A 13,338-nucleotide genomic window follows, 5' to 3' on the forward strand; every position below is an offset into this window, starting at 1 on the left:
TTGCGACGGATCGTCGCGCGCGACGGCCAATTGCCGGCGCCCCACGCGATTTCGCCACTTTCGGCCAGTTTACTCGGGGTTCCCTTCTGCTAAATCAAAGTGCAGAGTTCAGCTCTCACTGGAATGATTGGCCCGTGCCGGACACTAACGACCAGGAGTCGGCCATTGCTTTCGGGCCATTCCGGCTGTTCGCAAAGACGCGGCTGCTCGAGAAGGACGGCGCCCCGGTTCACCTCGGCGGCCGTGCGCTCGATATTCTCGTTTTTCTGGCCGAGCGCGCCGGGGAGGTCGTGGACAAGCGTGAGTTGATCCGGCGCGTCTGGGCCGACGTGAATGTGGACGAAGGCAGCCTGCGCTTTCACATCACGACACTGCGCAAGGCCTTGGGCGATCCGGGCGAAGGCTCCCGCTACGTCGTCAACGTCCCCGGGCGGGGTTATTGCTTCACGGCCGCGCTGCTCCGGGCTGCCCCATCGGAGAACCGGACCAGCCTGCCCGTCGCTGCGCCGCGCTCGCTGCCCTCGCCGCTCGCGAAGATGATCGGGCGGGACGATGCGGTCGCGAGAATTTCCGCCGAGCTTGCCTTGCATCGCTTCGTCACGATCGTCGGCCCCGGCGGGATCGGCAAGACTTCGGTCGCACTGGCGGTGGCGCATGGCGAACTCCAGGCCTTCGACGGCCAGGTGTGTTTTGTCGATTTCGGCGCACTCAGGGGGACGCGGCTCGTTGCGGGAACGATTGCGGCCGCGCTGGGCCTTACAGTCAATTCCGACGACCCGATGCCGGGGTTGCTGACATTCCTGCGCAGCCGGCGGATGCTGCTGGTCTTCGACAGTTGCGAGCACATCCTCGACGATCTCGCCCCCCTGGCCGAACGCATCGTCCGGGAAGCGGGCGGGCTGCATATTCTCGCCACCAGCCGCGAATCCTTCCGCGCCGACGGTGAGCGTGTCCATCGGCTGTTTCCACTGGATTGCCCGCCACAGCGCGACGGACTCGGCATCGCCGACATCCTTGCCTATCCCGCAACTCAGCTCTTCGTGGAACGCATTGCAGAAAGCCTGAGCGAATTCGAGCTCAGCGAAGAGGATGCGCCGCTCGTGGCCGATATCTGCCGTCGGCTGGACGGCATCGCGCTCGCGATCGAACTCGCGGCCGGGCGGGTGAACGCCTATGGCATTGCCGGGACCGCCTCGCTGCTCGACAGCCGTTTCTCACTGCTATGGCGCGGGCGGCGCACCGCTGTGCCGAGGCACCACACCCTAAGTGCGGCGCTCGCCTGGAGCTATGATTTGCTGCCGGCAAACGAAAGCGCAACGCTGCGCGGATTGTCGGCGTTCGTCGGGCCGTTCACCCTGGAGGCCGCGCTTGCGGTCGCATCCTGTCAGGGCATTGGCGAGGCGGAAGCCGCCGAGGCGATCTCCAATCTGCTTTCCAAATCGCTGATCGCGACCTCGCCTGCGGAGCGGCGGCTGCGCTATCGCCTGCTGGATACGACGCGTGCCTTCGTCGCGGACAAGCTCGTCGAGAACGGCGAAGCGGACCGCGTCGCACGCGCCCACGCCGAATATTTCCGCGATTTCCTGCGCGACATCGCGCTCAAATCCACGGGCATGCAGACGGCCGGCGGCTTCCTTCCCTATGCCGACCACCTGCCCAATGTTCGGGCCGCGCTGACCTGGAGCTTTTCGGACGGCGGGGACCGAACGATCGGCGTGGATCTTGCGGCGTCAGCGGCCCAGTTCTTCCTTGAGCTGACATTGCTGACGGAATGCTACCGCTGGACCCAGCAGGCGCTGGCGTCCCTCGACGCGAGCGCAGTGGATGGCCGCAATGAAATGATCCTGCACGCCGCGCTCGGCGTCTCCGCGATGTTCACGCAGGGCAATACCGAAGCGGTCCGCTCGGCGTTCACGCGCAGTCTCCAGCTTGCCGGGGAGCTCCAGGATCTGCACTGGCAGCTCTGGCTGCTGCGCGGATTACACATCTACCTGACCAGGGTCGGGGATTTTCACGGAGCACTCGGAACCGGCGAACAGGGCGAGAGCGTTGCGCGGAAGCTGAACGATCCCGCCAGCACGCTGAACGTCGAATGGATGCTGGGCGTCGCCCATCATTTAATCGGCAACCAGGACAAGGCGGTGCAGCTCTGCGAGAGCGCGATGTTGCATAATCCCGGCTCGCAGCGGCTGAATATCGGGCATCTCGGCTATGACGACCGCATCGTCGCACTGGTGGCGCTCGCGCGCGGGCTTTGGCTCACCGGCCGGCCCGATCGTGCGATCGAGGCGTCCCGATACACCATTCGCGAAGCCGAGCTGCTCGAGCAACCGCTCACTCTCGGTATTTCCTTGATCTGGACCATCTACGTGTTCCTCTGGGTCGGCGACCTGGCGAATGCGGAAATCCTGATCGAGCGGCTGATCGATCATTCGGCGCGGCACTTCCTCGGCCCCTATCATGCGGTCGGCATCGGCCAGAAGGGTGAGCTGCTGCTTCGCCGCGGCGACGTCACCGCCAGCATCGAGCACCTCCGCCGCAGCCAGGCCACGCTGTACGCAACGCGACACCGGATCATGACGACGGTGTTTGCGACCGCGCTCGCGGAGGGACTCGTGGCGCAGAACCAGGCCGACGAAGCCTTGCAGACCATCAATGATGCCATCGCAGAGATCCCCGATCATGGCGAATCCTTCGACATGCCCGAGATGTTGAGGGTCAAGGGCGATATCCTCGCCCGGTCGGGCAATGCCGCGGAGGCCGAGAGCTGCTTCCGGGATTCGCTCGATCTGTCACGCCGCCAATGCGCGCTCGGCTGGGAGCTGCGGGGGGCAATCAGTCTCGGCCGGTTCTGGCGCCAGGCCGGAAAAGCCGGAGACGCGCGCGCCCTGCTCGCCCCGCTCGTCGCGCGCTACCAAGAGGGCCTCCAGACCCGTGATCTCGTCGCCGCCAGGGAGCTCCTGGGCGCGCTGAATTGAGAGTATCTTCAATGAGATACTGCCATGCTGCGCGCTCGCAACTCCTAACAACTTCTAACACGCCAAGCCGCATCCGCCCCGCCATGGTGCTGGCACTTCACGGTGGATATGGCGGGACATGGCGCTTCTTGACGATGTAATTGATGCCAGCGGCGGAATGGCCCGCTGGAATAGCTTGAGCCGGTTCACGCTTCACCTCTCCGTTGCCGGAACGCTGTTCTCCAGCACCGGACATGCCAGCGAATTCAAGGACGTGACGGCGGAGGGCTCGACCCGCACGCAGTCGGTCCGCTTCACCGGCATCACCGGAGGGGAACATTCCGGCTCGTTTCAGCCGGACGCGATCACGATCGAAAGCCTCGAGGGTGAGGTCCTCAGGACTTGGCGCAATCCAAGCGTTGCGTTCACCGAGGCCGGTTCGCCTACGCTGGCGGACGAACTGCATCTCGTCTTCTTCTGCGGCGTCGCGATCTGGAATTATCTGACCAATCCATTCCTGCTCGCCCATCCCGACGTGGTGGTGGAGGAGCTGCCACCGTGGCAGGAGAACAACGAGTCATGGCGGCGGTTGCGGGCGCAGTTCCCTCCGGGCCTGATCACGCTCGCGCCCGAGCAGATCTTCTATTTCGACGATAACGCGTTGCAACGTCGGACCGATCACGATCTGTTCGGGATGAAGGTCGCGCACTACTCCTGGGCCCATGACAGCTTCGGCGGCATCGTGGTGCCGACGCTCCGACGCGCGCAGACGCTGCGGCCCGACGGAACAGTGGTCGCCAAGCCCGTACTGATGGACGTCGAGATCTTTGACGCCGTCTTCGAGTAGCGGCCCGCGCAAAAAATTCGCTTCGACTTCACCGGGCCGCCGGCTCGTTCAACATGCGCCGCGCTGCCCTGAGATCGGCGGTCTCGAACCCCTCAGTGAACCGGGCATAGGTTCGAGCGAGCTGTTCGAGCGGAATTTGCACACGCTGCCGGATTCGAAGGCTCGCCAGCGACATCTCGGCTCGCAGCCGCCAGGATAACGCGCCCTGCTGTTCGGCGAGCGAGATCGAGGCGACAAGATCCGCCTCGGCCGCGTCGGGATTGCCGCCATGGGCCTCCAGCTCTCCCCGCAGACGGAGCAGCTCGGGCATGTCGAAGGCGCCGCCTTCGTGCTCGACCCGCAGAATGGTTTCGTGAAGAACCTGAATGCCTTGCGTCAATTGTCCCAAGCTGACCAGGCCCCGAGACAGATCCGCGGCGAACGCCGAGGCATAGAGTTCGTAGCGATCGGCATGCAGGCGTGGAAGCGCACTCCGCATCAGGTCGACGCCGCCGGCCACCTCGCCCCGAGCGATCATGCTCTGTGCCCGAAAACCCGTCGCGACGGCTTCGTAGGGCACGAGTCCGTGCATGCTCGCATGCGCGGCCAGGCGATCGGTCATGGCCTCAACTGACAACCAGTCGCCGAGCCAGCCGAACACCGAGGCGGACCAGCATAATGCGATACAATGCATGACCACGTCATGCGGCGCTGAAGCGCCGACTAGCGGCCGGATGCATTCAAGCGCACGATCGGGAAAGCCGCGCAGCCATAGCACGCGCGCAAGCGGAATCTGCGGTGTGCGTGAATAGGCGAAATGCCCGGGTTGGGTCCCGCGGAGCGCAGCGTCGTCGCGCAGGCCCTGGTCGAGATGGGCTTGCGCCGCGGCCTGGTCTCCGGCGAGGTGATATGACACGCCGAGCAGCGCTTTGCTCCCGGCGATCCCCGCGGTATCGCCGATGACGCGGGCAATCCGCTCGGCGTGAAGCGCAGTCGGCACCAGATGCCGATAGCGACCGGTCCGGCGGTAGAACATGTTGAGCCGGGACAACAACCTGAATGTGTTGGCGTGATCGGAAAGCGCTTCCGCTATTTCCAGCCCGCGCCTGAGCGCCGCTTCCGCCTGCTCGCTGTTGCGCTCGGTGAACATCAAGGCGTGACCGAGCGTCGACTGAAGTTCGAGCTCCCATGCGCCGCCCCGGTCGGCCTCGTCGAGCATTGCGAGGGCGCGATCGGACCAGATGCGCGCCTCGTTGAGCAAATTGAGTTCGACGAAGAGCCTTGTGCAGCTGCCGGCGAGCGGCACGCGCAAGCCGGCGCCCTCGTCGTTGGCATAAGCCCATTGCAGCGCAGCGCGGGCATCGGCGAGCAGGCTCGCGCGTTCCTGCAAACGTGAGGCATGATTGCTGCCCTCATCCTTCATGCCCGCTTCGAGCGTGCATTGGACATAGAGAGCGTGACGGCGCGCGATCTCGGCCAGCTGTCCGCCATCGGCCAGTTTCTGCAGGGCATAGGCGCGCGTTGCGTCGAGCAGGCGATAGCGCCGCGATGCGCCGTCCGGCTGGGTGGAAATCAGCGACTTCACCACGAGTTGCTCCAGGGCCTCGACGGCGCGATCCTCCGGCATCTCTGCCCCGGCCGCGACCGCTATCACACCCTTCAACGTGAAGTGACCTGCGAAGACGGCAAGGCGCTGAAATACGATCCGCTCGCTCTCGCCGATCAGACCGAAACTCCAGTCGAGCGTCGCACCGAGCGTCTGCTGCCGCGGCGGCGCCGTTCGCCGCCCGCGCCATTCGAGCTGCAACCGATTGTCGAGCAGTGCCGCCATCTCGCGCAGTCCATAGAGACCGACGCGTGCGGCAGCCAGCTCGATCGCCAGTGCGATGCCGTCGAGCTTGCCGCAAATCCGGGCCAGGACTTCGGCATCCTCGTCGGTGATGTCGTCGCGATGCCCGGCCGCGACGGCGCGATCGACGAACAGGCGCACAGCGGGATAAGCCAGCACCTCGCCGGCGCTGAGGCGGGTGCCCTGCGGCGGACCAGGAAGCGAAACGAGCTCGAAAATCTGCTCGCCTTCCACCAGCAGCGACTCGCGGCTGGTTGCGAGGATGACGATGCCGGGCGCCTCCCGGTAGATGTTTTCTGCAAGCCGCGCGACCTCCTCGATGACGTGCTCGCAGCTGTCGAGCACGAGAAGCAGCCGGCGGCCCCGCAGGAAATTGACGATGCTGGCCGAGGGATCATCATGGTGCACGACGAGGCCCAAGGCGGCGGCAACCGTGCTCGCGACCAGGGCCGCGTCCTTGAGCGGACCGAATTCGAGAAAATGGACATTGCCGTCGAAGCTATCGCACATCTCATGCGCGAGCGCGGTCGCAACAGTGGTCTTACCGATGCCGCCCGGCCCTCGCAACGTGACGAAGCGATCGCGGAGCAAGCGGGCCGCCAACTCGGCCACAGCGTCCTCCCGCCCGACCATCCGGTCCAATCGGCGCGGCAGCGAAGGTGGCGGCGCAGTCCTTCCAGGCGCACGCGACGGCGGCGCAGCCAGCTCCGCGCGTTCGCCACGCCGCACGGGGGCGACAAAGCAATAGCCCCGGCCCGGGATGTTGGTGATGTAGCGGGCACCATCCTTTCCGTCGCCGAGCACCTTGCGCAGCTCCGCGACATGGACGCGCAGGCTGACCTCCTCGACGGAAAGTCCGGACCACGCATAGCCGAGAATTTCGTCCTTCGGGACCACTTCGCCGGCGCGACTGACCAGCAGGCGCAAAATATCCGTCGCGCGGCTGCCGAGCCTGACCGGCAAGCCATCCCTCTCCAGCAGCCGCGACCGAAGCGAAAATGGCCCGAACGCGACGGCATCGAAATCTGGGATCGCCGCGGCGTCGCTGCTGCGGGGGCCATGTCCTGCCGAGAGCTCGGTCACTTCTGACTCATCCTGACGGCCGCTCCATCGAAATGCGGCGCGACTATACCCCGCGCCAGTGCGAGGTCCAGCGAGGGCAAACCACGGAACTTACGCCGCCGCGTCGATCTCCACGCGATGTCCGGCGCTCTCCTATGTCGGGCCGGGGATGCGCAAATATCTGATAAATTGTACAAAAAGGACGCTTCCTGAGACGGGATGCCGCACCTGATGCGCTCCCACAAAAACTAACACATCCTAATCACCACTAACGAGCTTGCAGGTCAGCTCACGCCTATCCTCTCAACATGGAAAGCAGGGCTTTGCGCGTTTGCTGGTTGCAAACAGCGGAGAACGCCCGGAGAGGACGAACGATGTTGACCAATTTGCAGGCAAGTGATGCCTGGATTGAATTTCCGGGCGCCTCGGGGGATTGCGAGATACCTCAGGCAACACAAGCGATCATTCGCGAGCGTCAATGGCGTCAGGTCGATCCGCGCGCGGGGGTGGCCGCCAAGGACATCGCGATCTCGCGATGGGAAGACCCGCGGAGCACCTCATCGCACGAAGCGACGACCCCTGAGGATCGCTATTTCGTCGGCATCGCCCTCAAGACCACGCGCGCGAAACTGACCCGGGATCGCCAGGTCATTTTCGACGGGACCATGCCCGCGGGCACACTGTATCTCACCGCGCCGTCGAAGCCCCTCGCCGTGCAATTCCAGTCGCCATGCGCCTTCTTGCACTTTTACATCTCCGCGGATCAATTTCCGGCACAATTTTCCGGGACCGAGGGATTGAATGACCTCGTCCTGTTGCGCGATCCGCTCGCAGCCGAGCTTGCCAAGGCGCTGATCGAACTTGGCGACGCCGCGGACCACGAGTTCACGCGCTGCATCGGCCAGACCCTTGCGATGCATCTCGCACGTCTGGAATTGCCACGCGCCAGGGTCAATGCCTTGCCGAAATGGCGGCTGCGGCGGGTCGAGCAATATGTCGCCGATCATTTCCACCGCTGCATTAGCCTGTCCGAACTCGCCAATGTCGCCGGCCTGTCCAGAATGCACTTTGCGGCGCAATTCCGCGCCGCGACCGGTTACCGGCCCCGAGAATATCTGCTCAATCACCGGATCGAGCACGCCAAGACGCTGCTGGCCACCACCGAACGGCCGCTGGCGGAGATTGCGCTTGCGGTCGGCTTCAGCACGCAGGCGCATTTTTCGACCGTCTTCAAGCGCATCAGCGATCAATCCCCGGCACGCTGGCGCCTCGCCAGCAAGGGCGAACGGCGAGAGGTGCAAGCACTCCCGCCGCGTCATCCTTTGACGGAGAGGGACTGGATCCGCGCAGCCGCGTAAGCATCCGCTCGCGCCCTCATCCTCCCGGGCCTGCGAGCCACTCGGGGCTGTCCCTGCCCCCACACAGGACGGCCCCTTTTTTTCTACACCGGATCGAAAGCCCGGATCGGCGGCAGATTGCCGGTGAACTTCTCGACCTCGACTGTCGTGAGCTGGCCGGTGCAGCCCTGCGCAAAGGACGAGGTGCCGACGTCGCGGGTCAGCACGTTCGGATTGCCGTGCACGCAGAGCGGCGCGTCGTCTTCGGGGTCCATCGGGTCGTACCAGGCGCCGGTCGGGAGCTGGACCACGCCGGGCGCGATACCGTCGGTGACGTGGACCGCGGCAAGACAGGCACCGCGCGCGTTGAACAGCCGGATGATGTCGCCGTCCTTGATCCCGCGCGCGTCAGCGTCCCCTGGGTTCATGCGCGCGACCTCGCGGCCGCGATGCTTGGCGGCGAGCGAATGTCCACCGAAATCGAGCTGGCTATGCAGACGCGTCACCGGCTGGTTGGCGACCAGAAAACACGGCGCCCCCGGCTTGGGCATGTCGGACTTCTCCAGCCAGACCGGATGGCCCGGACAATCCGCATCGCCATGACCTGCGATCTTGGCGGAGAATATCTCGATGCGACCGCTCGGCGTCGGCAAAGCGTGATTGACGGGATCGTCGCGGAAGCGGCGCAGCCGGCCGCCGTCGTCAGGCTGCTGCGGCACGACCAGGCTGCCGCGCCGCCAGAACTCTTCGAAGCTCGGCGCCTCCAAACCGCGCGCTTCGAGCGAGGCGCGGGTCGGCTCATAAAGATGTTCCAGCCACTGCCGTGACGTCCGCCCCTCGGTGAAGGGTTCGCGCGCGCCGAGACGGTCGGCGAGATCGGCAAAGATCTCGTAGTCGTCGCGCGCAAGGCCGAACGGCTCGGCGATCCGGTGCATGGCGACCATGAGGGGATCGTTGCTGGAATAGCCGATGTCTTCGCGTTCGAGCGTCATCGTCGAGGGCAGCACGATGTCGGCATGCCGGGCCGTGGCGGTCCATGCGAGCTCGTGCACGACCAGCGTGTCGACTTTCGCAAACGCCTTGCGCAGGCGGTTGATGTCCTGGTGGTGATGGAAGGGATTGCCGCCGGCCCAGTAGACCAGGCGGATATCCGGATAGGTGCGCGTCTCGCCGTTGTAGCGATAGGTGCTGCCGGGATTGAGCAGCATATCGGCGATGCGCGCCACCGGAATGAAATCGCGGACGGCGTTGCGGCCCTGCCCCAATGTCGGCCCCGGCACGTCGTTGACGCGGCGGCCGTAATAGCCGATCGCCCCCAACGAATAGGCGTAGCCGCCGCCGGAGAGGCCGATCTGGCCGAGCGCTGCCGCCAGCACCATGCCTATCCACACCGGCTGCTCGCCATGCTCGGCGCGCTGGAGCGAATGGGAGACAGTAATGAGCGCACGCTTGCCGGCGAGCCGGCGCGCAAGTGTGCGGATCGTATTTGCGTCGACGCCGCAGATCGCGGCGGCCCATTCGGCGTGCTTGGGTTGGCCGTCGCTCTCGCCTGTGAGATAGCGCAGGAAGACGGGCCATCCCTCGGTGTAGCGATCGAGGAAAGCCTGGTCGTGCAGGTTTTCCGCGACCAGCGTATGAACGATGCCGAGCATCAGCGCGGTGTCGGTGCCGGGCACGCACGTCATCCATTCGGCGCCGGCCTCGACGGGCAGGTCTTCGCGCAGTGGGCTGACCAGGACGAACTCGCAGCCGCGGCGGCGCGCAGCTTCCATCGCGCCGCGCTCGACATGCTTGCTGATCGAGCCGCCTGCGACCATCGAGTTCTTCAGCGCCATGCCGCCGAACGCCAGCACGATGTCGGTATCGGCCGCGATCTGCTCCCAGGTGACGTTGCGCTTGGTGATGTCCTCGTAGCCGCAGAGGATCTGCGGCAGCAGCACCGAGGACGCGCCGGAGGAATAGGAGTTCACCGAGCGCACATAGCCGCCCAACGCGATGTTGAGGAAGCGGTGCACCTGGCTCTGGGCGTGATGGAAGCGGCCCGCGCTGGACCAGCCATAGGAGCCGCCGAACACGGCGCCGGGGCCGCGCGTGTCACGGATGCGTGCCAGCTCGTCGCCGAGCAGATCGAGCGCCTTCTCCCAGCTGACGGAGACGAATTCGTCGCGGCCGCGGCGATCGTCCGGACCGGGACCGCGTTCGAGCCAGCCGCGGCGGATCGCAGGTTGGGTGATGCGCGCCTGATGGCGCAGCGCGCCGGGAAAATTATCGATGATGCCGTTCGGATCGGGATCGCCCGCATAGGCCCTGACCTCGAGCCCGGCCTCGCCTTGACGTGCCGAGAACACGCCCCAATGCGAGGTGTGCGGCTTGAAGCCGTCGGACAGGTCGAGGCCGGGGTCGGGGAAGCCAATCGTATCGTCCATCGTCGCATTCCTTGTTCCGGTCGCGGCACTGTCCCGGCCGCACCGATAACCCGGGTCGCAGTATAGCGATCCGCGCTTCGATGTCGTCGGGTCAGGGCCGGCGAAAATGCCGGGCGCTCGTGCAAAGACAGATTGGCGAACGTTCGCAGGGACGACCGGCGGCGATTTTTCGACCAGTTTGTGCTTTTATTTTCAACGTCTTAGCCGTCTGCATTCAGGGCCGTGCGGTCCGTTTTCCGGCAAGACTTGGCGCGAGATCTCTTGCAACGACACTGACATTGAAATGTGCGATATGCCGCCCGTCACACACAACATCGGTCCCGTCATGATCAAGCGCGAATTGCCCTACGAAGGTCTGCTCCACGAAGTGGTCGAGCACAATGGCGTGCTTTACATCGGTGGAATCGTCCCCGAGGACACGAGCCTCGATATGTCGGGCCAGGCCAACGACGTCCTCGGGCAGTTGGCGCAGTTACTCAAGACCCTCGGATCCGATCTGAGCAACGTCTTGCAGGTGACCATCTACATGGCGAGCCTCAAGGAAAAGGCAGAGTTCAATGCGGCCTGGAAGGCGCATTTTGCAGAGGCTCATCTGCCGGCGCGCGCGGCAATCGGCGTGGCCGATCTCGGTCCTGGCGTCAAACTCGAGATCACGGCCATCGCCGCTCGACAATAGTGGCACGGAATCCGCTGATCGAGAGGTCCCGACGATCATCAAGCCTAGATGCGCGACGTGGTGCGGTTGAGGCAAGTCGAATCAGGAGGCGGCCGCTTGGTACAGGCACTCACGTAACCAAGCATGAGCTCCGTCCTCCTGATTGCGCGGATGCCACAGCGCAACGATGCGCGCCGGCGGCAGATCGAGCGGCGGCGATGTAAGATCGAGCTCGTGGGAAAATCGCATCAGAAAACGTCGCGGAAGGGTGCAGATGCAGTCGCTGTGGGCAAGGATGACCGGCGCCAGCGCATAGGTTTGAATCGAGACGGCGACGCGTCGGGAACGGCCTAGCCCGGCGAGTGCGTCGTCGACCAGACCAGAAAAGCCGCCACCGTCGGCGGAGATCAACAGATGGTCGAGCGCGCAAAAACCATCGAGATCAAGCGGCCCGTGGCCGCGCGGGTGACCTTTGCGCTGCGCGGAGAGGAAGCTGTCCTCGAAAAGCGGGCGCTGCATCAGATCGCCGTGTGCCCCATCAGCCCCCGTCACCAGAATGTCGATCTCGCCCCGTTCAAGCCGATCGACAACGTCGCGCGTCGGATGGACGAAGGCTAGCCGCGCCCGTGCGGCCGTGGAGGTCAACCGCGCGACGAATCCGGGCGCCAGCGTCACGGCTGGATTCTCGTGGATGGCAACGACAAAGGTGCGCTGGCTGTGGACCGGGTCGAATACTGCCGGTCCCTCGACCATGCGACGGAGCTTGCCGAGCACGTCTGCCAGATCCGCCTGCAGCTCCACCGCTCTCGTCGTCGGCACCACGCCGCGGCCCGCCGCCGCGGGCACGAACAAGGGGTCGGCAAAGACCTGTCGCAGCCGGTTCAATCGAGCCGATAGCGCGGGCTGACCGATGTTCAGGCGCGACGCCGCGCGCGTGACGTTCCGCTCGCGCAGCAGAGCCTCCAGGGCGAGCAATAGGCCGAGGTCGATCTCGGCGAGATCGGTGTCGTCGGCCAGCCGACCTGGACCGTGTTCCGCATCCGGCATCGGTCCTCCTCCGTTCAAAGCACATGATCGCGGCCGAACGAGCCGCGATGAGAGAGGTAGAGCCAAAATGGCGGTCTGAAAAGCTGGGCTGACCGCCTTTCGATATCGACGTCGTCGATGGGACCTATCGAGCCCACGGCCCTCCCGGCGGCGTGGTGCGCTTCGTACTTCCCGGTCACCGCGGCGCTGGCAATCAGGCCGGCTCAGCCACGACCTGGAGGAGGACCTTGATGACGCAAGCGACGAAAACCTATCGCGTTGGCGATGCAGCCGTCACGCGGATTGATGAGTTGCGGCTTGCCGCGTTCAAGTTCGAGGCCCTCTATCCTGACGCCGAGCCGGATGCGCTGGAGCGCCATCGCGATCGGCTGGAGGCGGGCTCGTTCGATCCTGCGACCGGCACCTTCATTCAGAGCATCCACAGCTGGCTGGTCAAAACCCCGCACCACACGATCCTGATCGACACGGCGACCGGCAACGACAAGAACCGGCCCGACATCCCGCCGCTCCATCGTCTGAACGAACCTTTCCTGGCGCGGCTGGCGGCGGCCGGCGTCACCCCGGAACAGGTGGATTACGTTCTGCTCACGCATGTCCATGCCGACCACGTCGGCTGGAACACGCGCCTGGTCAACGGTCGCTGGATTCCGACATTCCCGAACGCAACCTACGTCTTCTCCGGGATCGAGCAGGCCTATGGCGAGAGCCTCGCGGCGGGCACGGAGCCCACAGGGGCAGCCCGCCCCGACCCGGCGCTCGGCCCGGCGGCGCGCAAGCCGGCCGACCGCGTCTATGACGACAGTGTGCGGCCGGTGATCGAGGCCGGCCTTGCCAAGCTCATCGCAGTGAATGGCGACGAGCTCCTTGAGGGCATCTCTTTCATCCCGACTCCCGGCCACAGCATCGATCACGCGTCGATCCGTCTCGTATCCCGCGGCGAGCAGGCGCTTTTTGCCGGCGACGTGATGCACCATCCACTGCAGGTGTATGAGCCTTCGCTCAATTCCTGCTTCTGCGAATTCCCTGAGGCCGCCTCGCGCTCTCGCGCCGCCGTCCTCGAGGACGCAGCCGAGCTTGGCGCAACCGTCTTCACCACCCATTTCGCACAATCGTCCGTCGGGCGCATCGACTGCCGCGGCGATCGCTTCGCCTGGCAATTCGTCTGATAAAGGAGACCGA

Annotated in this window: 8 protein-coding genes; 5 read left to right on the forward strand and 3 right to left on the reverse strand. The window is 65.0% G+C overall.

What is annotated here, in order from left to right:
- Positions 1 to 134: 134 nt before the first annotated feature.
- Positions 135 to 2,978: an ATP-binding protein gene (locus tag FXB41_RS21240; protein ID WP_219683100.1), complete on the forward strand. Its 2,844-nt coding sequence runs from the start codon at positions 135 to 137 to the stop codon at positions 2,976 to 2,978.
- A gap of 118 nt (positions 2,979 to 3,096) precedes the next feature.
- Positions 3,097 to 3,804, forward strand: a complete 708-nt coding sequence (locus FXB41_RS21245; RefSeq protein ID WP_219683101.1) for a hypothetical protein — start codon at positions 3,097 to 3,099, stop codon at positions 3,802 to 3,804.
- Positions 3,805 to 3,832: 28 nt separating this feature from the next.
- Here the strand turns inward: FXB41_RS21245 and FXB41_RS21250 are convergent, their stop codons facing one another.
- Positions 3,833 to 6,715, reverse strand: a complete 2,883-nt coding sequence (locus tag FXB41_RS21250) for an ATP-binding protein (RefSeq protein ID WP_219683102.1) — start codon at positions 6,713 to 6,715, stop codon at positions 3,833 to 3,835.
- A gap of 353 nt (positions 6,716 to 7,068) precedes the next feature.
- Here FXB41_RS21250 and FXB41_RS21255 point away from each other — a divergent pair, with 353 nt between their 5' ends.
- Positions 7,069 to 8,052, forward strand: a complete 984-nt coding sequence (locus FXB41_RS21255; protein WP_219683103.1) for a helix-turn-helix domain-containing protein — start codon at positions 7,069 to 7,071, stop codon at positions 8,050 to 8,052.
- Between the two features lie 83 nt (positions 8,053 to 8,135).
- Here the strand turns inward: FXB41_RS21255 and FXB41_RS21260 are convergent, their stop codons facing one another.
- Positions 8,136 to 10,457, reverse strand: coding sequence for a molybdopterin guanine dinucleotide-containing S/N-oxide reductase (locus FXB41_RS21260; protein ID WP_219683104.1), 2,322 nt, complete (start codon positions 10,455 to 10,457; stop codon positions 8,136 to 8,138).
- Positions 10,458 to 10,782: 325 nt separating this feature from the next.
- Here FXB41_RS21260 and FXB41_RS21265 point away from each other — a divergent pair, with 325 nt between their 5' ends.
- The gene (locus FXB41_RS21265) at positions 10,783 to 11,133 is read left to right on the forward strand and encodes a RidA family protein (protein WP_088941402.1); all 351 of its coding nucleotides are present in this window, start codon (positions 10,783 to 10,785) and stop codon (positions 11,131 to 11,133) included.
- Between the two features lie 81 nt (positions 11,134 to 11,214).
- Here FXB41_RS21265 and FXB41_RS21270 read toward each other — a convergent pair whose 3' ends face one another.
- Positions 11,215 to 12,159: a LysR family transcriptional regulator gene (locus FXB41_RS21270; protein ID WP_219683105.1), complete on the reverse strand. Its 945-nt coding sequence runs from the start codon at positions 12,157 to 12,159 to the stop codon at positions 11,215 to 11,217.
- Positions 12,160 to 12,389: 230 nt separating this feature from the next.
- Between FXB41_RS21270 and FXB41_RS21275 the strand changes: the two genes are divergently transcribed.
- Positions 12,390 to 13,325: an MBL fold metallo-hydrolase gene (locus tag FXB41_RS21275; protein ID WP_219683106.1), complete on the forward strand. Its 936-nt coding sequence runs from the start codon at positions 12,390 to 12,392 to the stop codon at positions 13,323 to 13,325.
- Positions 13,326 to 13,338: the final 13 nt, after the last annotated feature.

This window comes from Bradyrhizobium canariense (assembly GCF_019402665.1).
Lineage (GTDB): Bacteria > Pseudomonadota > Alphaproteobacteria > Rhizobiales > Xanthobacteraceae > Bradyrhizobium > Bradyrhizobium canariense.

Coding starts and splice junctions, on each gene's coding strand:
- FXB41_RS21245 (WP_219683101.1), top strand. CDS start 3,097: ATGGCGCTTCTTGACGATGTAATTGATGCCAGCGGCGGAATGGCCCGC.
- FXB41_RS21255 (WP_219683103.1), top strand. CDS start 7,069: ATGTTGACCAATTTGCAGGCAAGTGATGCCTGGATTGAATTTCCGGGC.
- FXB41_RS21260 (WP_219683104.1), bottom strand. CDS start 10,457: ATGGACGATACGATTGGCTTCCCCGACCCCGGCCTCGACCTGTCCGAC.
- FXB41_RS21265 (WP_088941402.1), top strand. CDS start 10,783: ATGATCAAGCGCGAATTGCCCTACGAAGGTCTGCTCCACGAAGTGGTC.
- FXB41_RS21270 (WP_219683105.1), bottom strand. CDS start 12,159: ATGCCGGATGCGGAACACGGTCCAGGTCGGCTGGCCGACGACACCGAT.
- FXB41_RS21275 (WP_219683106.1), top strand. CDS start 12,390: ATGACGCAAGCGACGAAAACCTATCGCGTTGGCGATGCAGCCGTCACG.